The organism is Haladaptatus pallidirubidus, assembly GCF_020700235.1.
In the GTDB taxonomy this organism is placed as follows: domain Archaea; phylum Halobacteriota; class Halobacteria; order Halobacteriales; family Haladaptataceae; genus Haladaptatus; species Haladaptatus pallidirubidus.
In genome coordinates this window covers 200,510-220,520 of sequence record NZ_CP085303.1, presented here as the reverse complement: position 1 = coordinate 220,520, position 20,011 = coordinate 200,510, and the positions used below count along the sequence as shown (strand labels likewise).

At 47.3% G+C, this 20,011-nt stretch carries 18 protein-coding genes and 3 pseudogenes; 11 read left to right on the top strand and 10 right to left on the bottom strand.

Annotated features, from left to right (window positions below):
• Window positions 1–276: 276 nt before the first annotated feature.
• A complete protein-coding gene (locus LIX15_RS24730) occupies window positions 277–513 on the bottom strand; it encodes a UPF0058 family protein (RefSeq protein WP_227777575.1) in 237 nt (78 codons plus the stop codon).
• 273 nt (window positions 514–786) lie between these two features.
• Window positions 787–927: a hypothetical protein gene (locus LIX15_RS24725; RefSeq protein WP_227777574.1), complete on the bottom strand. Its 141-nt coding sequence runs from the start codon at window positions 925–927 to the stop codon at window positions 787–789.
• Between the two features lie 58 nt (window positions 928–985).
• On the opposite strand from LIX15_RS24725, the pseudogene LIX15_RS24720 reads away from it, so the two are divergent.
• The 3 genes and pseudogenes from LIX15_RS24720 to LIX15_RS24710 all read left to right on the top strand — a co-directional run bounded on the left by LIX15_RS24720 (window position 986) and on the right by LIX15_RS24710 (window position 4,131).
• A pseudogene (locus tag LIX15_RS24720) lies at window positions 986–2,196 on the top strand (RNA-guided endonuclease TnpB family protein).
• A gap of 703 nt (window positions 2,197–2,899) precedes the next feature.
• A complete protein-coding gene (locus LIX15_RS24715) occupies window positions 2,900–3,691 on the top strand; it encodes a ParA family protein (protein ID WP_227777830.1) in 792 nt (263 codons plus the stop codon).
• Complete coding sequence (locus tag LIX15_RS24710) at window positions 3,688–4,131, top strand: DUF8160 family protein (RefSeq protein ID WP_227777573.1); 444 nt, start codon at window positions 3,688–3,690, stop codon at window positions 4,129–4,131. Before LIX15_RS24715 ends, LIX15_RS24710 begins: the two co-directional genes overlap by 4 nt.
• Window positions 4,132–4,294: 163 nt before the next feature.
• On the opposite strand, the gene LIX15_RS24705 is transcribed toward LIX15_RS24710, so the two are convergent.
• The 3 genes from LIX15_RS24705 to LIX15_RS24695 form a co-directional block, all read right to left on the bottom strand.
• Window positions 4,295–4,651 (bottom strand): PadR family transcriptional regulator, encoded by a 357-nt coding sequence (locus LIX15_RS24705; RefSeq protein WP_227777572.1) that lies wholly within the window; start codon window positions 4,649–4,651, stop codon window positions 4,295–4,297.
• A gap of 630 nt (window positions 4,652–5,281) precedes the next feature.
• Window positions 5,282–6,238, bottom strand: a complete 957-nt coding sequence (locus LIX15_RS24700; protein WP_227777571.1) for a transcription initiation factor IIB — start codon at window positions 6,236–6,238, stop codon at window positions 5,282–5,284.
• A 145-nt stretch (window positions 6,239–6,383) separates the two neighbouring features.
• Complete coding sequence (locus LIX15_RS24695) at window positions 6,384–6,683, bottom strand: PadR family transcriptional regulator (protein WP_227777829.1); 300 nt, start codon at window positions 6,681–6,683, stop codon at window positions 6,384–6,386.
• Between the two features lie 222 nt (window positions 6,684–6,905).
• Here LIX15_RS24695 and LIX15_RS24690 point away from each other — a divergent pair, with 222 nt between their 5' ends.
• On the top strand, window positions 6,906–7,139 hold the full coding sequence (locus LIX15_RS24690; RefSeq protein ID WP_227777570.1) for a UPF0058 family protein: 234 nt from the start codon (window positions 6,906–6,908) through the stop codon (window positions 7,137–7,139).
• 53 nt (window positions 7,140–7,192) lie between these two features.
• On the opposite strand, the gene LIX15_RS24685 is transcribed toward LIX15_RS24690, so the two are convergent.
• Complete coding sequence (locus tag LIX15_RS24685) at window positions 7,193–7,783, bottom strand: DUF7344 domain-containing protein (RefSeq protein ID WP_227777569.1); 591 nt, start codon at window positions 7,781–7,783, stop codon at window positions 7,193–7,195.
• A 227-nt stretch (window positions 7,784–8,010) separates the two neighbouring features.
• Here LIX15_RS24685 and LIX15_RS33405 point away from each other — a divergent pair.
• A pseudogene (locus LIX15_RS33405) lies at window positions 8,011–8,120 on the top strand (RNA-guided endonuclease InsQ/TnpB family protein); the annotation flags it as partial.
• A gap of 724 nt (window positions 8,121–8,844) precedes the next feature.
• Here LIX15_RS33405 and LIX15_RS24680 read toward each other — a convergent pair.
• Window positions 8,845–9,903, bottom strand: coding sequence for a helix-turn-helix transcriptional regulator (locus LIX15_RS24680; RefSeq protein WP_227777568.1), 1,059 nt, complete (start codon window positions 9,901–9,903; stop codon window positions 8,845–8,847).
• A 712-nt stretch (window positions 9,904–10,615) separates the two neighbouring features.
• On the opposite strand from LIX15_RS24680, the gene LIX15_RS24675 reads away from it, so the two are divergent.
• The 3 genes from LIX15_RS24675 (at window position 10,616) to hisS (ending at window position 14,502) form a co-directional block, all read left to right on the top strand.
• Window positions 10,616–11,239 (top strand): response regulator transcription factor, encoded by a 624-nt coding sequence (locus LIX15_RS24675; RefSeq protein ID WP_227777567.1) that lies wholly within the window; start codon window positions 10,616–10,618, stop codon window positions 11,237–11,239.
• A 79-nt stretch (window positions 11,240–11,318) separates the two neighbouring features.
• Window positions 11,319–12,713: a sensor histidine kinase gene (locus tag LIX15_RS24670; RefSeq protein ID WP_227777566.1), complete on the top strand. Its 1,395-nt coding sequence runs from the start codon at window positions 11,319–11,321 to the stop codon at window positions 12,711–12,713.
• Window positions 12,714–13,206: 493 nt separating this feature from the next.
• Window positions 13,207–14,502, top strand: coding sequence for a histidine--tRNA ligase (gene hisS, locus LIX15_RS24665; RefSeq protein WP_227777565.1), 1,296 nt, complete (start codon window positions 13,207–13,209; stop codon window positions 14,500–14,502).
• Window positions 14,503–14,665: 163 nt separating this feature from the next.
• On the opposite strand, the gene LIX15_RS24660 is transcribed toward hisS, so the two are convergent.
• Window positions 14,666–14,965, bottom strand: a complete 300-nt coding sequence (locus LIX15_RS24660; protein WP_227777564.1) for a hypothetical protein — start codon at window positions 14,963–14,965, stop codon at window positions 14,666–14,668.
• A 409-nt stretch (window positions 14,966–15,374) separates the two neighbouring features.
• Window positions 15,375–15,691 (bottom strand): annotated as a pseudogene (locus LIX15_RS24655) (zinc ribbon domain-containing protein); the annotation flags it as partial.
• Between the two features lie 318 nt (window positions 15,692–16,009).
• Between LIX15_RS24655 and LIX15_RS24650 the strand changes: the two are divergent.
• On the top strand, window positions 16,010–17,302 hold the full coding sequence (locus LIX15_RS24650; RefSeq protein WP_227777563.1) for a M61 metallopeptidase family protein: 1,293 nt from the start codon (window positions 16,010–16,012) through the stop codon (window positions 17,300–17,302).
• A gap of 246 nt (window positions 17,303–17,548) precedes the next feature.
• Window positions 17,549–18,043, top strand: a complete 495-nt coding sequence (locus tag LIX15_RS24645) for a PH domain-containing protein (RefSeq protein ID WP_227777562.1) — start codon at window positions 17,549–17,551, stop codon at window positions 18,041–18,043.
• Window positions 18,044–18,096: 53 nt separating this feature from the next.
• On the opposite strand, the gene LIX15_RS24640 is transcribed toward LIX15_RS24645, so the two are convergent.
• Complete coding sequence (locus LIX15_RS24640; RefSeq protein WP_227777561.1) at window positions 18,097–18,408, bottom strand: hypothetical protein; 312 nt, start codon at window positions 18,406–18,408, stop codon at window positions 18,097–18,099.
• A 416-nt stretch (window positions 18,409–18,824) separates the two neighbouring features.
• On the opposite strand from LIX15_RS24640, the gene glmU reads away from it, so the two are divergent.
• The gene (glmU, locus tag LIX15_RS24635; RefSeq protein WP_227777560.1) at window positions 18,825–20,006 is read left to right on the top strand and encodes a bifunctional sugar-1-phosphate nucleotidylyltransferase/acetyltransferase; all 1,182 of its coding nucleotides are present in this window, start codon (window positions 18,825–18,827) and stop codon (window positions 20,004–20,006) included.
• Window positions 20,007–20,011 lie beyond the last annotated feature (5 nt).

Genomic DNA, 20,011 nt, shown 5'->3' with positions numbered 1-20,011 from the left:
GCGAAAATAATGACAACGCGTGATGAAGTGTCGTGCAGATCTTAAAACAGAAACATCGCGGTTTCTCATTATGACATTCTCTGCACGCTAAAGCGTGAGGATTGTACACGGGAAAGTACCAGAGACTATCGAAAAGCGCGTTTGAATGGATTAAGACGAAACTATACCCCGCGCTAAAAGGCGATATTTTAGCACCTACATTCAAGTCAACAGTCTAGATCTCTACGGGTACCAACGCTTGTGGTTATTATGGATGTGAGTTCTAATTCTAAAGATTCAGTCAGCGTGAGGAACGACAGTCTCTGACTCAGTATCCATCATTTGAGTAGTGAGACCGTTAGCTAAGGTAAGTACTGCTTCGCGGTGGTCGTTTTTCGAGTGGTGAATAGAGGTAGGTCGTGTAGTTTGGTTAGTATAGTTTGAAAAATCAAGTGGAGAATCAGTTTGTCTTTCGAATCGGTCTCGTACTTCTGAAAGCAGTCCGTGCAAGTGAATGAGCTCTTGTTTTTTCATCGCGAAGTCAACTACTGACCGAAGCCCTATAGTATTACTTTGAGTCCCATTGCCACACGAAACACCAATTAGAGCGATAACCGATTTACTACTATATCATACCATAATCAATAAAATATCTTTATTATTCATTCAGTTGCTTGGTGTGTTCGCAAGACGGGACGTATTCACTGTTCATCTGTGTGGTAGCAAGGAAATTCCGCCGTTTTCGGCGGAGAGGAGTTGCGTTCGGTTAGCTGGGCAGCTTACACGCGTTTCACTCGGCGGTCTGTCCTACTCGGTCGTATCGTCGGTGTCGAGGGCGCGGTAGCCTTCGAGCAGTAATCCTTTCCATGTGTATCCTCTTCGGTCTTTGAAGTCGCTTAGTTCGTCGTACTGGTCTTCGTCTATTCTGATATGGATGCTTTTGGTCATACATTGGGTATATATTTTATACTCTTATGTATCTTCGGATTGTATCTTGCACTGTCGAATGACCGCCGAAACTACCGCCACGAAAACGCTCCAAGCCTCACTCGCGCCACCCACAGCACACAAAGAACACCGGCTTCAGCGTACCGTGGCGACGTACCGTCGTGCCCTCGCGGATTCCTTCGAAAGTGGCGCGGATACGCAAACGGCAGTCAACGATATCGTCACACCGTACACACTCACGTCCTACGCAAAAGACGCGCTCAAGAAATACGTCCCGCAACTTCGTCGGACGTTCAACGCATCGGAACTCGAAAACAACCACCATGTTCGGTTCACGAACCGTGGATGGAAGCTCGACCACTCCGAGGACCGAACGCACAAGTTCTGCTGGCGCGTTCCACAGGCTGAATGTAACAACGCCTTCTGGATTCCGCTCCGTATCAACCCCGCCCAACGCGAGTTGTGGACGGACCTGCTCAACGACGATGTAACAGTTGGAGAGTTCCGACTGCAAGAACACCGCACGAGCTGGGTTCTGCACGTCACCATCGAGTACGCGGTCGCGGAACCAGACGAACCGGATAACCCAACGCCGATTGGATTCGACATCGGTGAATCCAAACTCCTGACGAGCTGTGCCTGCTAGGACGATACTCCAACCCAACCAATGCTGTTCAACTGCGGGCAGGCACGACACCTCCGCAAGGAGATGTTCACAACCCTTCGACGTCTTCAACAACGTGACGCCGACTGGCGAATTGACGATCGATTCGACCACTACCAGAACGCGCTCACAGATATTGTCGAGAAAGCGTCTCGGCAGGCCGTCGAGTACACCCGGAAGTTCGAAAATCCGGTTATTGTCCTCGAAGATCTTTCGTACATCCGTGAGTATCTGGATTACGGCAAGTGGATGAACCGCCGGTTGCACAACTGGGCATTTGCACGTCTCACCGGACGTATCGAAGACAAAGCCCTCGAAGCGGACATTTCGGTGCGGTTCGTGAACCCGGCGTACACCAGCCAGACGTGCCACGAGTGCGGCCACCTTGGTTCGCGGTTGTCGCAAGCAACGTTCCAGTGTACGAACGGTGAGTGTTGGGTTTCGGAGTATCAAGCGGACATCAACGCGGCGGCGAACATTGCTGGCCGCCTCAACCCGTGGGATGAGAGTCTGGCGTTGAAATCGACGGACGATGAACGCCACTGGATGGGAGTGCTTGTGGCAGCGCCACAGGGCACCGCACGCCGAGTCCGAAATCCGGATAGACAACGCTTGCGGCGTTTCCGTCCTGAAGCCTCCAACGCGAGGCCTCCCTTGTAGGAAGCCCCGTCCTTTAGGGCGCGAGCGAGGATGTCACAAAATATCTAAGTCGACGCTGACACCCAGCAAGATACATATGAGGAGTAGGCGTCTTGAAACCGTCAGGTCGTCTCGGATGGCCTGAAATCCTCTGGTTAAATTCCCGCAATTATGGGTACGGGAGGAGTCAACTCGGTAAGATAACGATATCAATCAACAATTGGTTTTCATATGGTTGATATTTCCCGGTCAATTTATACCAATAGATGATGTAATTCAATGGATGTTTGGCCAATCGAGACGGTTCTGGGGAGGTCTAGTCCTAATAGTAGTAGGGGCTCTGTTACTATTCAGTATCTCTTTTCCTGATTTCAATCCACCCTTTGTACTCTTTGCACTTGGTGTGCTGATGATTGCTACTGGAACGCTTGTCGCAGCATTGGATCGACGGACGCGTTCCGTGTGATAGAGACGTATTTTATTTTGGCTAGCAAAACGATCCATACTAGTTTTGCTATCAAAATATAGGGCAGTGACTTCGGTTTTGATGTACAAACTAATTTTGCTTCATCTGTAAACCAGCGTTTTAGCGCCTCTATCAATACATCTGCAGTTATTTCCGAATGTCTGACGCAGTTTTATATAATTTGGACGGTTTTGATGATTCGTATGCCCGATACGGCTAAAATCGCCATCTCAAATCAAAAAGGAGGGGTTGGAAAGACTACTGTTGCAATTAACATCGCGGGAGCGTTGAACCGCTTGGAGCATAATGTGCTCTTTATTGACCTTGATCCACAAGGAAACGCCACCGAAGGATTAGGATTAGAAGAGGAATACGAAGCTCAACCACCGACTCTATTTGATGCACTGACTGACCACAAGGCACGTGAAGATATCGATTCACTCATCGTGTCTCACTCAGAAATGGACGTTCTCCCGAGTAATATTGATATGACTAGCATTGAGCCCGAGCTCACAATGGCTATGCGAGGCCGGGAACGTTTGGAACAAGTTATTGATAGTCTCAACGCTGAATATGACGTCATTATTATTGACTGTCCCCCCTATCTCGGTAATCTTACTGACAACGCACTGTTAACTGCTGGAAATGTTCTTATTCCTGCCTTGGCCGAATCGACAAGCAAACGCGCGCTCGAAATCCTGTTCGATCAAATAGAAGTATTAGAAGCAGAGTATGATACGCACATTCGTGATCTTGGTGTCGTAGCTAACCGCATCGAAACAACAAATGAGGCAAAATCGATGCTCGCATGGTTTGAGGAGGCATTTTCCGACATCCCAGTATGGGAAATCCGAAAGCGCGTTACACTCCAACGAGCGTTTTCTGCTGGTTGTTCAGTCTTTGAATTCGAAGAAGAATGCGACATGAGCGCGGAATTCCTTGCTATCGCCGAAGACTTAGAACGACGTTTCGGACTTGTTGAGGTGACAGCATGAGCGACGAAAGCAGAGCTGACCGTCTTCGTCGACGACGTCGCAAGCAACGTGATCAACAATCTGAACGCAATACTGAATCTGAATTGTCGAATTCCACAGACAGTGAACAACAATCAACATCAGATACAGGAATAGAATCAGCTACTTCTGATGAACATGTAGAGACGTCCGAAACAGACGAACCATCAAATTCGTCTAAACCGTCCAAACCAATGAGCGTGAAAGATACACAGGTTGGGACATATATGTATCTCCCAGAAAATCAGCGATCGGAGCTGGATTTTCGGTATAAAGAGCTCAATTTGGAGTATGAACGCTCATTTGGGGATGAGTTGGAGAAAAATAGACATTTCTATCCATTAGTCGTACAAGCTGGACTCGATGCACTCGATGGAATGGATGGTGAGGAAATTAGAGATCTTCTTTTTAAAATCGAGTAGTAACTTAATATCTACCCACCGTAGATGACGAGGATCCCCACACGACCGGTAGAGCTGGATTGAGATATTAACGCGGTCAAGAACCGGATCGTTGACCCTGAGAGTTCACAAAATTCTGGGGGCTACCCTTAGGAAGAACCTCACGACTTAATCGTGAAAGAGGTCAGTGCTGCGCTTCGAATAGCTTCTGAATTTGCTCTGCGCGCTCATCATCCGTTATGAACTTCTGGAACCGCCATTCGAACAAGTCAAGCAGGGCAGCAATTCCATCTTCGGTAATGGAATACTCATTTGTTCGCTTGTCAAGTTCACTTTTTTCCGCTAATCCAAGCTCGATAAGCGTATCAAGGTTGGGGTATAAACGGCCGTGATTTACTTCCTCATCATAGAAACTTTCTAGCTCACGTTTGATTGCAAGACCGTATCGAGACTCCTCAGCCAGAACGAGTAGAACGTTCTGTTGGAATGCAGTCAAATCGCGCTCCGTGGATGTGTCGGTTACTGTTTTTGCCTTTGACATGGAATCTAGTCATGATATTATTTGACAAAGGATATAAAACTTCCTACTTAGGACAATATTTATGTCCTCTGTTGCGAATATTATATATCTACTATTATCTTATCGCAGAGAATGGTGCCACAACCCCCGGTATTTGTAATTTTAATAATGGAATTGGTTTTGATTGCTCAGTGGATGTGAACTACTCCCACCTACCGCGTGCGGGGTTACGTGAATTGCAGGCGAGAAAGCCTCGCCCTTGAGGGCAGGGGATATCAACCAGCTCATACTTCTTGCGGTGGAGGCTTTCTTGTTCACCGACGCGGCGTACAGATTCACTGGGAATCCACAGCGGTCCCAGTCTTCGAAGACGTGGATTCAGCCCGTCCCATACCGATGGTTCTGCACTGCGCAGTGCGTGGGTGGCGTTGCGGGTTTCAATTCCACCTATTATTGCTCACACGACCTGCGTTCGTGGGATAGCATATCAAGTTATTGTCCGTGTAAGTACAACAAAGACGGCAGGGGTATCCCTCTTACTCACTTCACTCGTTGCGGAAGGGGGCTTACCCGCCTGCAGTTCAGCTAACGTTAAAATTGGATTGTAACCAGCTTGCAGAGAAACGATTGAACAAGACGATGCTTAAATTCTCAGTGGATTCCAAGCGCCTCGATCTGCTCTTGATACCGATTGCGAATGGTAACTTCAGTCACCTGTGCGACGTCAGCAACCTCGCGTTGAGTTTTCTTCTCGTTGCACAACAGCGAGGCAGCATAAATGGCAGCGGCAGCATAACCGGTTGGTGACTTACCCGAGAGCAGTCCCTGCTCTGCAGTCGTATCGATGATTTCGTTTGCTTTCGATTGAACTTCTTCTGTGACATTAAGATCCGAGCAGAATCGAGGAACATACTGTTTGGGATCGACTGGCTTCATCTCCAGTCCAAGTTCTTGTGAGATGTAGCGGTATGTCCGCCCAATCTCCTTTTGATTTACTCGAGAGACGTCTGCGACCTCTTCGAGACTTCGTGGGATCCCTTCCTGGCGACAGGCAGCGTACAGTGTACTCGTTGCAACGCCCTCAATAGAGCGTCCGCGGATGAGATCCTCGGAGAGTGCTCGCCGATAAATAACTGAGGCAACTTCACGTACCGATCGGGGAACACCAAGTGCGGAAGCCATTCGATCGATTTCAGAGAGTGCGAACTGAAGATTTCGCTCACCTGCGTCTTTCGTTCGAATGCGCTCTTGCCATTTTCGCAGACGATGCATCTGACTGCGCTTTTCTGACGACAATGACCGACCATATGCGTCTTGGTTTTTCCAGTCGATAGTCGTGGTCAGTCCTTTGTCGTGCATCGTCTGCGTGGTCGGTGCGCCCACGCGAGATTTACTCTGTCGCTCGCTGTGGTTGAACGCGCGCCACTCTGGCCCGCGGTCGACATGGTCTTCTTCGACGACCAGTCCACAGTCATCACAAACAATTTCGGACTGATCTGCACTATTAACGAGGTTTTCCGACCCGCATTCGGGACAGCTCTTGACTCCCTCCTCTTCGGTTTCGGTTTGCTGCGCGCGGCGCTCCCGTTGGCGAGTGGACCGTTTCATCGTTCTTCTATACTCACAGCAAACATTTAAACCCCCGGATGATCCGTGTGAATGACTCGCATGCTCAAAGTGGCTACTCCCGCCTTAAAGGATGGGGTTTAGCGTCTACAATCCAGAAATAAATTCCTTCGTCCTGAGTACGGGGTCAGTCCGAAGCCTCGACCGCTTCTTTGTCGTCAACGTACTGTGCTTCCCATTCGCTGCGCGCTTCGATTTCCCGCTGACCGCGCCGAGTTAGGGTATAGTAGTTTGTCCGACGGTCGACCTGACCTTTTTCGACTAGTCCTTTATCGACTAGAGTATCCAGGTTCGGATAGAGTCGCCCATGATGAATATCTTTTTCGTAATAGTCTTCCAGTTCTTCTTTAATGGCAAGTCCGTGTGGTTCAGACAAGCCGTTGATGACATACAGCAGGTCTCGTTGGAAACCAGTCAAATCGTACATGGTCATCACTGTGTTATGTTTACACTGTATTAGTTAATAGCATGATAATGCACCTAATTCGACTGTAAACCGGATTCAAGAATGATGTTTAATTGATAATAGACAGCTCAAAACAATAGTACGTCAATTCTTTTGGTTCTTGATTTTCTAAAATGGGTATAAAATATGTCTACTACACGGCCCAAGCTGATATTAAGGCCAAGCCACTTATTCAACGATGATATGAAAAAGCAAGAATTGATCCACCTTCATAGCCTGCTCATAGAAGTAAAAGACCAGTATGAAGCTTGGAACGATGAAACAATCAAACTTCAAAACTACGAAGATGCTGGGGTTTACCCAACATCTATACACCGTTCAAAAACTGCTCATAGGGATTCGGTTTTCATACTCACAAACGAGATTACAGAAAAAATGGCTAATCCGGAGATAGAAATCACTCCAGATATTAAGTAACGGCTAAAGTATGAGCATTAATCTAGAATAACCGCTATGCGGGACAAGCTGCGTTACCTCTTGCTTCTCTCGGCGATAAGTTGTGCAAATGTTACAGCCGAATACATAGTAACGATGCTTCCACCAAGGACGACAGGGGAGAGAGTAGCAAACAAGGGTATGCCGACAAAAGAAGCAGCAAGTAAAAATGTACTGAGTAGTGAAACCCCAAAATAGTACGACTTCCAGGAAATTGGTCTATCTATTTCATCATCTGCATCTTTTATCTCACTACTAATAAGATATTCATCAAATTGGTTCGCTACCTCGGTTCGTTTGACCGTTCCACGACTCTGATTATACTCAATGATACCTTCCTCATCAAGCTTTGGCAGGTGGGTCTGGTACAATGGAATATATACACGCTGACGCTCTTTCGACGAAAGGGCTTGTACTGAAGTGTTATTTTCCCATGCAGCCACCTGCTCTGCAACATCACGCATTTGAATAGACCCTTCGTGGTCTTGGAGATAGCGGAGAATATAGCGCCGACGTGGTGTTTGAAGAATATGGAATATTTTATCTCTGGATAATTCAATAGTACTATTCGCAGTATTAACGCTGTCCTGTTCTGTATTTTCCGTAGAGACGTTTGTAGCACTCATGACGAATGGATTATTGATATAAAGAGTATTAAACCAATAAAACTTTCCTATTTTGTTGCAAACTGTTGCGAGAGATTATGGAATGCTTAGTGATTACATAAAGGACGAATTTTGTGTTAACGGAGTCCAGTTTAATACACTAAAACCTATAGCAAGTTTTGATTCGCAATTAGATTGTGACTTATTTTGAACTTCCTTAGTATTTATATATCGTATAGAAATAGTACCGGGATTTTTTGCACAAGTTGTCGAACGAATATGCCACCGAGTACAACTTCGTCGCCGTTGAAGACTAGATCGTCGCCGGACGATGCACTTCAATTCAAATTCACACAAGTGAGCAGCCGCCGCGTAGCGGACGTTTCTACAGATGCTTGGATACAAGTGTGAACTACCTCGTCCTTAACGCGCGAAGTGAATAGGGCAGGTTAGTTCACAGCAAAGAACAATTATTCAAGTCATACTAGCAGAAGTACCGACAAGACGTTAACATCCCTATAATAATCATGAGTAGTCACATACATACTAATGCCTAGCACGGAGGCAGAGTAATATCCGGCAACGAGGGAAAGTAGCGCTCATGACTTACTACTCCCTCTTATTCTCAGGTTGATCACAGATGGTGAACTGATTTTAGCTGAATTGCAGGCGCTAATCCCCCTTCCTCCAGGGAGTGAGCGGAGCGAACGGAGTACTACGGAGACAGCGTTCACAAGAACGGAGCTCTTGTGCGCGAACGAGATGCGAAGCGTCTCGTCAACGCCGTCTTTGGTCGCTGTCACCGCGCGCCATAGCCGTGTACTCCCATGTCAAATGTTGTAGAAAGACACTCACTACACTGGGATCGGTGTTCAAACGTGAGAAGAAGCGTGCACCGGTCGTGGTGGGTGAGTGTCCATCCGGTAGGAGTGGAACACTCCGAACCACTCGTCAAGAAAATCGCCTGCGGAATCTGGAACCGCTGTGCCCTCCGGTGCAAGTTCCGATACAGAACCAGGACGCTCCATCCGCAATACGTGAGGATTGAGTAAGCCCGAACGCGGGAGGGCAGATAGTTCACCTCAAACTTCAAAAGGAGATTTTGACGCTTCCGGCTCAGAACCATTGAGGAAAACAAGATTTCCACGACCAACTTGAACCCGTTTAATTTCATTATTTTCCTCCATTTTTGAAAGTTTACGGCTTACCGTTGATTTTGACCAGGATGTTTCTGCGGTAATATCTACTTGCTTCATTCGCCCCCCATACTCAATAAGGATAGAACGTATTCGTTCTTCATCTGTTAGCATCTCTTCATCCACCAATTCTCCAACGGGTTCTTGTGATTCCGTTTTAGTGGTTTCATCCGAGACATTTGGTTTTAGTTCTGCTTCCTGCTCAACGGCTATGTCATCCTTATTGCGACTAAACAATCCAGACAGCATGGTTCGTATCGACGATTGCAAACCATCTGACGATGATTTTGCCTCGGTATCATTTTCGACTGGTTGGTCGGTGGTGGTTGTTTCAGAACGTGAAGATGCGGATGTCGTTGTCCACTCGGCACCGCTTTCAGAAATTTCGACCACAGTATCGAACAGCGTTTTTAACGTATTGATCGTCTCCGGGTCATGAATATCTGGATCTATCTGGAAATAGCCGACTGCCCCTGCAGCTTGAATTCGGTGTGTGAGGATGTGAAGATATCGAAACGTGGTGTCGAAGTCAACGTATTCTAGGAGAACGGTTAGCGTTTGTACCGATACAATTGGTTGTTTGTCGTCTTCCGTCCATGTTTTCAAATGGTTGCTTAATGGAACGATGATTTCCATCGGATCCGTTGGATCAGCGATTACTATATTCACGTCATCCGGTATTTGTTCATTATATGTTTCAGATTGAGCCATCCCGTTCGCGTAGATAAATTGGGTCACGGGCGAAAGGGAACCAACAGTTTGCTCCCAATCGACGAACCACTGATCTGGTGGCTGTGTGTATGTAACTGCAGAAATTGCTGTATTTTCTTCTGGTGTAGAAGTTAAAAGTTCCAGATGTGCCTGATTACCGTCTGGTGTTAGAGGTGCAAGTACAAGAACATTTGATGCGTTTTGAAGATCTGTTTTTAGCTTATGTACATTCATATCTATCAAATGTTAAATCTTTCGGGGTTGATAGTGACTTGGAATCGTAATGGTGTTTTGTTATTTGGCAAATCCATTCTTGACACAGGTGTGTTCTTCTTCTCCATTTTCCACTAGTTGCATTAACCATCTCTGAATTCCAATTGAGTGGCGGAATTTCGCTTTAAATGTTTTGGCCCGGATCTCTTTACTATTCCGGGGTTTTTCATGATATGAGAATTTCCACACCAATGAATTTTCGAGCAATGCAAACCAGTACAAGTAACTATTCTATGGATACCGATTGTATTCTCGTTGTTCATATCTGCCCCAAGTTGTGGCTGACACCTCGTCTTCGTTGTAATTTATACAACAATTTTTTAGAAGGGCAGTCTCTAAACATTAACATCGCCTATTACCCATCCCCCTATTAAAAAATATCTCCTTGCTTTTGCAAGGGCTACCAGAACATAACTAGTTGAATCATTTTTCGCTAGTTTAGCTGAATTCAGGCGTTAAGTCTCCTCTCTCAAAAACGAATCACTCGTGTGGTGAATGAGTGGGCCGAAATAGTTTACATAGATCAATATCAGGAGTTCGTTATAGAATTATAATCAAGATTTTACTCACAATTAAACACCATTTATCAGTATGATTCTTGCTTATGGATAATTCCTGAATAGAACATATAGCCACAATTGATATAACGAGACTACGCAAACCTACGTAATCAATGTCTGACGTTCCCACCGTCCTCATTGTTGACGACGAACATGCGATTACTAACCTGCATGCTCGATGGCTCGAAGACTCCTATAATATTAAAAAGGCATATAATGGAACCGAAGCGCTCGAACAAATAGACGAAGCAGTAGATATCGTCCTTCTTGACAGACGGATGCCCGATCACTCTGGAAAAGAAGTGCTTGAAGAAATCCGAAATCGAGAACTCGACTGCCGCGTCGCGATGGTGACCGCAGTCGAGCCAGACTTTGATATTCTCGAACTGGGTTTTGATGATTATATTTGTAAACCAGTTTCCGATCCAGAACAGCTCCATACCATCGTCTCTTCACTCGAAATACGCTCAACATATGATTCTCAATTACAAGAAATGTTGGCATTGTCGACAAAAAAAGCGGCATTAGAAAACCGGAAGAAAGCTGACGAACTTGCCGAACATCGAGAATACTCCAATCTCAAAACAAAGTTAGCATCGCTCCGAGACAATCTCTCAAAAACCGTAGAGGGCTTAGATAATGACGACTTGCGTGCGGAGTTCCAAGATCGCAATACCGCCCGTTCAAAACTGGTGCAATCATCGGAACAAAACAACGGCTCTGAATCCCCAAACTAGAGATTTTGGTCGCAGATATAATTTATAAAGTTAGATACGGGTAACGTAAAAGCGGAAAATGAATAACCAAACATAGCTGATGAACAGAGACATGCGGACTTCGAAAGAGAATATTCTCTTACTGATTGACCACCGTCGAAATCGTCGATTATTAGCTGACTGGCTTGCGACAGAGTACAATGTTGTTTTTCCGGAAGGGGGTGTCGATGTCTCTTTCGACCTTTGTATCACAGACAAAACGTTGTTCAACCAGTATCGTGACGAGCTCAAAACTCAAAAAGAATCCGAATCACCTACATTTCTCCCATATTTGCTCGTTACATCTACGTCATCTGCCACACGAACGCCAGAAGTGTGGCAAGGAGTTGATGAAGTTATTACGACGCCCATCGAGAAGGCAGTGTTACGGACACGTATCGAGAGTTTATTAGAACGCCGACATCTTTCGGTCGAAATAAAACGTGAGAAAAAACAGAGCAAAGAGCGGTTTCAAACGCTATTTCAAACCGCACCAGATCCAGTATTCGTTCTCGATGCAGACGGACAGGTTCAGGCAGTCAATGATGCATTTTGCGAAGTTTTTGGTCTCAAACGTTCTACAGTACTTGGAAAACATGTCGAAAACATTCATGCGTTCCCTAATGACTCATTGGAGCGACTCACCGCAGATATCCACGAATTAAAGGAGACTGGCAAACTCCCTCCGTACTCGGTGACATACATGACACCCGATGGTAAGACACGCTATGCAGAGATCAACACGGCGCGATTGCAGTTTGATACTGAGTATCCAGAGATAATTGGCATTTTCCGCGATATGACCGAGCACAAACGTAGAAAACAAGAACTCGAACGCCAGAACGAACGACTGGACGAGTTCGCAAGTATGCTTGCACATGAACTTCGAAATCCATTGGGAATCGCGCAAGGATATCTTCAAATCGCGGAGTTAGAAAATGAAGACGATGCCTTTGACGAGGTACGGAAGGCACACAACCGAATGGAGCGTATGATAAATGAGATGCTTGACCTTGCACGGCAACCCAAAGCGCTCAACGATACGGAACAGACAGTGTTTTACGATTTTATCGAAAGTGCATGGTCGCGAATTGCTCCACCCGAAGCAACGTTGGTACTAGAAAACGTCGATGCCGAAATTTCAGCAAATGTTGATCAATTGAGACAGGTATTTGAAAATCTATTTCGCAACGCCATCGAGCACGGCGGTGAAAGCGTGACCGTTCGAGTCGAATGTCTTCCCAATGGAGTATACGTTGAGGATGATGGTCCTGGAATACCAGCGGAATATCGTGACACTGTCTTCGAAAGCGGCTATACAACAGACAATGGAACCGGTCTTGGTCTCTCAATTGCCCAACAAATTGTAGAAGTACATGGCTGGGATATTGCGGTTACGGAAGGAACAATGGGTGGTGCAAGATTTGAAATTACAGGGATACAGTTCGAAGAGTGACTTCCTCCCCGACGTTTACGGCGGGGCTTTCCACGCCCATTTGCGCTGGTTTGGGAACTTCCATTTACGACATGACACACCGATAAGAGTGCCACGCTCCCGTAACTCCTATCTCGTAAGGGGTTCAGAGTTATTTGATTATTTTGTGTCGGTTGGGTCGTCCGAAGACTTACTTTTTGATGAGGGAAACACCACGTCAACTGCCAGTTTTCGGATAGTCAATCACGATGGGGAACCATCGAAACGAAAAAGATAGATACGCAGATAGAGTCCCTAAAACATCTGGAAGCAGCGTTTGAACAGATGTGGCGGCGTTGCATCCCGCCCTAAAGGACGAGGTTTTAGCGCCTGCAATTCAGATAACTCCGTGTTGGTGGGGCATTCATCCACGGGTCACCTGACCCGTGGTACTTCTCTTTGTACGTATAGAACGGTGGACAGTGTGCCCTTCGGAATAGCCAAACGTAAATCACTCGGCTTCGATACGCCACACATGAGCGAACTCGAGAGCCTAAAGGGCTTTTATGACCGCTACCCGTCAGAGTGGGCAGCGTGGCGTGAACTCGTGAATACAGTCGAGGAGACGGCCCGCGAGTTTGGTTTCCGCGAACTTGATGCACCAAGCGTCGAACCGACCGACCTATTCCGAGTAAAATCAGGCGAAGATATCGTTGAAGAGACGTACAGCTTTGTCGATAAAGGTGGGCGGGAAGTAACGCTTCTCCCCGAGCAGACACCGACCCGCGCACGGTTGGTACAACAACGTAAAGACCTCGGAACGCCAATTAAGTGGTTCGATACCTCGAAACGCTGGCGGTACGAGGCGGTACAGAAGGGCCGCGACCGCGAGTTCTTCCAGACTGACTTCGACATCTTCGGCGTCAAATCTGTGGAAGCGGACGCAGAAATCATCGCCTGCGCAGGCACCATCTTCGAGAAACTTGGCGTAGCAGATTCAGTCGAGTTCAAGCTGAATGACCGTCAACTGCTTGATGCACTGCTCCGCGGAATCGGTGTTGGCGAAAACAAGGACGTAATGCGCGTTATCGACAAAAAAGAGAAAATTAGCCGAGAGGAGTTCCTCGGTAAACTTGAAGCCGAGGGTGTTGACCGAGACACTGCCGAAGAAATTGACGAGCTCACCGCTATCAGTGGCGAGATGAAAAGCGCACTGGTCGAATTATCCGATAAAGCGCCTGAAAATGAGGCTGCGGATGAAGCAATCGGTCGGATGCATGATCTCTACAATGCCCTCTCGGCATACGGTGTTGAGTCAATGTGTCGCTTTGATCTGTCTATAGTCCGTGGGATGGACTACTACACTGGTCTCGTGTTCGAGGCGTTTGCCACTGAAAGCGACCTCCGTGCTTTATTCGGTGGGGGTCGCTACGATGACCTCATCGGCCTGTTTGGAAATCGTGATGTTCCGGCAATCGGGTTTGCCTTCGGATACTCACCAACAATGCAGTTACTAAAAGAACTCGGTAAATGGCCCGACGAAGCGATTTCGACTGATGTCTATGTCCTAACTGTTTCTGATTCCGTACACCAGATTGGATTGGAATATGCGATGGGGCTTCGTCGTGGTGGTTTGAAAGTCGAAACGAACCTTACAGACCGCAGCGTCGGCGAGCAGTTTGGCTACGCTGATCGTATCAACGCCGAACATACCATCGTTGTTGGAGAACGGGATCTGAACGAAGGCGTGGTGACAGTGCAAAATATGGCCTCAGGCGAAGAAGAACAGATACCGAAAGACGATGTTGTAGAATACGTTCTCAATCTTTAATGAAAATTATATAAACGATGGTTTTGAGAGTTGGTAGCATGGGTGCGCACATTTGTAGATGACTGTTGCGATGATTTTTCGGCAAACACGATGTCAAGGGTGTGTCTGAAACCTTCGGAGAATACCGCGTCCTTTAGGGTGTAGTGACGTCCTCGCCCGCCGTTTACGGCGGGGCTTCCCCACACAGGAGGAACCCGGCATGATACCGGTTCGGTTTCAGGACGCTTCGCGCCGCGTTCGCCGGGACGGGTTTCATCCCTCCGGCGGCGTGTCCTGTGGCACCGTCACCAGTGCTCCTATCCCGAAGCGAATCATCGCCGCGCGGTTTCTCAACGCGGCTCTCTCCCAACGGGTTACCCTTGCGGGAGGTCGTTGTACCGTTTCTACCCGGCTTTCTGACGGTGCCTGCCGAAACGGACTTATGAGCACCCCGCCCAGACACCCGGACGGCAACCCTCTGCATGCAGATTTGTATCTCTGCTACCCCTACTTGGTTCTGAGAAATACTAAGCGTTGGGGTCCCTACCTGCCGATTAACGGTAATTGCGTAGCGAGACTTACGCGATTCACGCCCGCCGTAAACGGCGGGATTCTCTCGCTGATTAAAGATAGCTTACGTGAGACACGTTTTTATGAGTTACCGCCTTGAAACTACATTTTGGAAGGCAGCATACAAGAGAAAACATAGTGAAACGATCTATTGGAAATACAATGCAGAAAAATAGCCAAACCATACAAACAAGACACTATAGAAAAGGCGTACAAATTATCAAAACCATCAAAACAGCTAATAGTAGCGAACCATAATTAGTTATTCTACACCCACATAGGCAATAGTTTATTTTAGGAGTAGAACGGTGAACTACCCCACCCTACCGCTCGCCTGATGGCTCGCGCTTGAGGGTAGGGCTTCCTGTTTCAACGACGCGCTTTGCAGATACTGGCGTATCCACAGGGAGCGCTGTCTCCACAGGCGTTAGTTCGGAGTGTCCCACTCCTACCTGCTTGATCCCCGAGAAAGAATGTTCCATGCCGCGTTCGCGTCCCTATCCGCCGTGAAACCACAGGCGGGACAGGAGTGTTCGCGGATCCACAACGGTTTATCGGTCGAAACGCCGCACCCCGCGCATTCCTTCGTCGTTCCCGCCGGTTCGACGGCGACGAAGTGCGTCCGCTCTCTCCTATTCTTGATAATTGCCCGAATACCAACGGTGGAAGGAATAAGTTCACGGCGCATATCATCGGCCTAAAGACCATGGTATTGCGCTTACTTAATATATAACAAGACGATTTCGAGACACCAATAATTTCGATGACGTGTGGAATCCAGAGTTCTGGGAAGGCATTATCCATTGTACTGGTGTGCTTGCTCCTTGCAAATTCATCTGTACTACCTATGGCGGCTCAATCTACAGAAAACTCCTCACAGCCTACCGAGAACCCTCCAAGTGTTTCAATTTTTGTCGATCGAAGTGCCGTTGACTCGGCTACAATTCAGTATCGTCTTGTGTTTGACGAACCCGACTCTGAAAACACATTTTGGCTCATCAATTACACTGGAAACGTGGTGTCCTCGACAGGCTTTATTTCAGATAAAATGCATAAGAATGAACAGGCGCTGCGATGGGATGGCGAAACCAAATCGCCGTCCGTAACTATCACCAGTAGCGCAAATGAAGGTAACGGACAAGAGTATACAGCCACAAACAGATGGATACTTGGCCCAACACCACAGCTCTCGGTCGCGTGGGCACCGTCAAGGAACAGCAGGTGGCAATACAGACAGCCATTTCAAGAGGACTATCCCAATGCAACTGTTAAATTCGCCGACTCGGGAGTTCTTGGTTCTACATTCACCTATATCGGCGCGTACGAAGAACATACCCACCATGCCGATGGTCAGCAGTTCCAATTGATCGTTGCAAACGATGCAGCGCCCGCCGACCCACCCTCTGAGATCTTCAAGTCGCTTACTATGGCAAGCAAGCATATGCCGGGGAAATCACCGGATAAAGTGCTCGCGTTTGTCCTTCCAGATCCCAGTTGGCGTGGTGGGTACGCATCGCCGTCACGTGATGAATTGTGGGTTCACGAAGATGCACGTCTTTCAGGGCCGCGAAACCTCTGGATTCATGAATACGTCCATACGCGCCAATCATTCGAACTTGGAAAAGAAATGATGTGGTTCCGCGAAGCTAGTGCCGCCTATTTCGCATCTAATCTGTCGGTTGAACAGGGGCGAACATCACAATCAGACGTTCTCCAACTGCTCACTGCAAAGAAATTTGATGAGTCAGCGCTGTCGAAACCGAATACATGGGCAAGTCATGAAGTACCGTACTACCAGGGAGCATACACACTGTGGGCATTAGATGCAAGGATTCGAAACGCAACCAACGGAGAACGAAGTTTGTTTGATGTGTTCGATCGTATGAACTCACACGAGGGAACGATTGACTACGGTGACTTCAAGAGAATTGTTACAAACATCGCCGGGCAGTCAATAGATCCATGGCTTAACCAGTACGTTACTACATCTGCATTGCCGGAGCTGCAAGAGGATGTGGGCAGTATCGCTGGAGATGTTGAATCGAATAAGGTGGACGATTCAAATAGTAGAAAGACATCTGGTGGAAATGGAAATTTCAGCATACCCGATGCTAACCGCCTTCCCGTGATGATTGACGATTCCTCGTTAACGCTATTTATGTGGGGAGGTCTCGGACTCGTCGGCTTAGTGTTTGCTTTGGTAGTAGCGCAGTACATTTCGGGACAAATCAAGCGCATACGCAAGTTCTAATGGGTGAAATCGTTCTCTGAAGACAGCAACGCAATGACCCCACAAGTTATGGATAGGAGTGACACTGCCAAAGTCCACCTGAAGACATCTATGAAAACTAAATATATAATTTATCAATTGGAAAAATTATAAGTAATATATAAATTACTCTTGAAAGGATCCCTCGTTGTTTTTAACGAAAGAATAACACCTCTTGTACTTTTGAAACAAACTGTAAGGTGCTCGGCTTCATTACTCCAAAGTACGATGGTAAATGATTTCGATGCGTCGTGGCTTCACCGCACACCCGATGAAGAGATACTCTGGAGGGGCCACCAAAGCGTCTATCGCATCTTGCCGCTTGTAACAGTCGGTGTTCTTTTTGTTCTCCTTGGTGCGGGATTAGCCGGAAGCAATTTTTTTCCCTTAGCGAATTGGATCGGTGTTATCCTTGTACTGATTGGGCTCATTATCGCCATACCGCCACTTCTTAAGTGGCGAACAGAGTGGTACGTTCTTACGACCGAAGAGATATACCACAAAAAAGGAATTCTATCCACAAATACGATACAAATACGGCTTGATCGGATTCAAAACACGACATATTCACAATCATTAATTGAACGAATATTTAACTACGGTGACGTCACTGTCTACACTGCTGGGTCAGGGACAATGGATCTCGTATTTGCAAACGTTCCCAATCCACAGCTGGTCAATAGTATTTTAACTGATCAATTAGATCGGGTTTCAATGAAATGATTAGCTAAACATGATGGTCGGCTAATCTAAATAATTCCTTCAGCTCAAACAGCTCAAACAGTTCTATTGCTAGCCAATTCGATGTTTTGTAGCTCGCCGAGCGGTTGGCGCTCTTCTGCGACAGGTTTGAGTCGATCTACCTGTGGATCAAGCCAACCACGTACCCACTGTGTTTCAATACGAAGATAGTCATTGGAAAACGTCTTCAGCAAGAGCGTAAACCGGTCATTCGTTCGATCAATATCATGAACGTGGCACTCGATAGTAACACCACTTACCGTGATACGGAGGAAATCTTCAATATTGAGGTTGACAAAAGTATTGACCAAGTCGGAAACCCGATAGCGGCTTTCGGTTGTACTCATGTTATCTGGGCTTATTTCCTCCGAGGGTAAAAAGGGGAAATACGGTTTCACACTGTTTTATTCGTTATAGGCGGAGTGCCAACAATATTGTTCAAATGGGGGATGTATCTCACGATAGTAGTTTGTAGTGCATACCCACGTCTTTAGGCACGGATCGAACGGTAGGCCAGGTCGACACACCGCTGTCGTAAGGCGTTGGAGCCGACAAGGCAATCCCTCTAAAGGCTGTTCTCTGATGAGGCACTACTGTCCGCGCGAACATATGTGTCTTGAAACCACGAAAGCTGTTGGCCAATATCCCAAGATGGGATTCCACGTCGATGACGGCGTTGAGGAGGTCAATCCATTTTGGTACATGTCATCTTCTGACGGTTAGCCCGTGAATAATTATACACCTTCTAGCAAAAGACACTGGTATGCAGGCAATCGTTCTTACGGCAGGTGAAGGGACACGAATGCGACCGCTTTCCGGGTCGGTTCCCAAGCCTATGTTGCCAGTTGCAGAGAAACCGCTTGTTGCTCACACGGTACATGCCGCCATCGAAGCCGGAGCCGATGAACTTGTCCTCGTTGTTGGTTATGAAGCAGAGACAGTTCGTGAGTACTTCGGCGAAGAGTATGCCGGAATACCAGTTAAATACGCGATTCAAGAAGAACAGCGTGGTACAGCCGACGCTGTTCGTGCGGCACGTGACCATATCGATGGACCATTTGCAGTTCTCAACGGAGACAATCTCTATGACACAGCAGCGGTGAAAAACCTCCTGAGCAATGCTCCGAGCGTCGGAACGTACCGAGTCAACGATCCCTCGAATTACGGTGTTATTTCAACCGATGGAGATCGCGTAACAGATATTGTGGAAAAACCAGACGATCCGCCAACCGACCTCGCTAACACTGGTTCGTATGTTTTTCCCGAGGAAGCGCGCGACTGGCTCAATGTCAGTGAAAGTGAGCGTGGAGAATTTGAAATCACGGATGTAGTAGAACGAGTCATCTCAGAGTACGAAGTGACTGCAGTCGAAGTCAAGCGGTGGCTTGACGTTGGACGACCATGGGAATTACTCGAAGCTAACGAATGGAAACTTGCGGAATTGGAACGCGACGTGCGTGGTGACGTGAGTGAGCAGGCTGTCCTTGATGGTGCCGTCGTTGTCGAAGAGGGTGCAACGGTAAAAGCAGGAGTCACCATCGAGGGGCCTGCACTGATTCGCTCAGGATCGAGCATTGGACCGAACGCCTATATTCGCGGCGCGACGCTTGTCGATGAAGGGGTAAAAGCCGGTCACAGCGTCGAGGTCAAAAACAGTGTTCTCTCACCAGGTGCGACTATTGGCCACCTTTCGTATGTTGGCGATAGTGTGCTCGGGCGTGACGTGAATTTCGGTGCAGGAACAAACGTAGCGAACCTCCGTCATGATGGTGCAGACATCAAGTTTACCGTGAAAGGGAGCCGTGTTTCGACCGAACGACGAAAGTTTGGTGTTATCGCAGGTGACAACGTAAAAACTGGCATCAATACAAGTCTTACACCAGGATTAAAGCTCTCAGCGGGAGCAACAACGCTTCCAGGCGAAGCAATAACACGAGACAAGTGAATTAA

Excerpts from the sequence above, each read along its gene's own strand:
- LIX15_RS24730 (WP_227777575.1), bottom strand. The coding sequence starts at position 513 with ATGAAAAAACAAGAGCTCATTCACTTGCACGGACTGCTTTCAGAAGTA.
- LIX15_RS24725 (WP_227777574.1), bottom strand. The coding sequence starts at position 927 with ATGACCAAAAGCATCCATATCAGAATAGACGAAGACCAGTACGACGAA.
- LIX15_RS24715 (WP_227777830.1), top strand. The coding sequence starts at position 2,900 with ATGCCCGATACGGCTAAAATCGCCATCTCAAATCAAAAAGGAGGGGTT.
- LIX15_RS24710 (WP_227777573.1), top strand. The coding sequence starts at position 3,688 with ATGAGCGACGAAAGCAGAGCTGACCGTCTTCGTCGACGACGTCGCAAG.
- LIX15_RS24705 (WP_227777572.1), bottom strand. The coding sequence starts at position 4,651 with ATGTCAAAGGCAAAAACAGTAACCGACACATCCACGGAGCGCGATTTG.
- LIX15_RS24700 (WP_227777571.1), bottom strand. The coding sequence starts at position 6,238 with ATGAAACGGTCCACTCGCCAACGGGAGCGCCGCGCGCAGCAAACCGAA.
- LIX15_RS24695 (WP_227777829.1), bottom strand. The coding sequence starts at position 6,683 with ATGTACGATTTGACTGGTTTCCAACGAGACCTGCTGTATGTCATCAAC.
- LIX15_RS24690 (WP_227777570.1), top strand. The coding sequence starts at position 6,906 with ATGAAAAAGCAAGAATTGATCCACCTTCATAGCCTGCTCATAGAAGTA.
- LIX15_RS24685 (WP_227777569.1), bottom strand. The coding sequence starts at position 7,783 with ATGAGTGCTACAAACGTCTCTACGGAAAATACAGAACAGGACAGCGTT.
- LIX15_RS24680 (WP_227777568.1), bottom strand. The coding sequence starts at position 9,903 with ATGAATGTACATAAGCTAAAAACAGATCTTCAAAACGCATCAAATGTT.
- LIX15_RS24675 (WP_227777567.1), top strand. The coding sequence starts at position 10,616 with ATGTCTGACGTTCCCACCGTCCTCATTGTTGACGACGAACATGCGATT.
- LIX15_RS24670 (WP_227777566.1), top strand. The coding sequence starts at position 11,319 with ATGAACAGAGACATGCGGACTTCGAAAGAGAATATTCTCTTACTGATT.
- hisS (WP_227777565.1), top strand. The coding sequence starts at position 13,207 with ATGAGCGAACTCGAGAGCCTAAAGGGCTTTTATGACCGCTACCCGTCA.
- LIX15_RS24660 (WP_227777564.1), bottom strand. The coding sequence starts at position 14,965 with ATGCAGAGGGTTGCCGTCCGGGTGTCTGGGCGGGGTGCTCATAAGTCC.
- LIX15_RS24645 (WP_227777562.1), top strand. The coding sequence starts at position 17,549 with ATGGTAAATGATTTCGATGCGTCGTGGCTTCACCGCACACCCGATGAA.
- LIX15_RS24640 (WP_227777561.1), bottom strand. The coding sequence starts at position 18,408 with ATGAGTACAACCGAAAGCCGCTATCGGGTTTCCGACTTGGTCAATACT.
- glmU (WP_227777560.1), top strand. The coding sequence starts at position 18,825 with ATGCAGGCAATCGTTCTTACGGCAGGTGAAGGGACACGAATGCGACCG.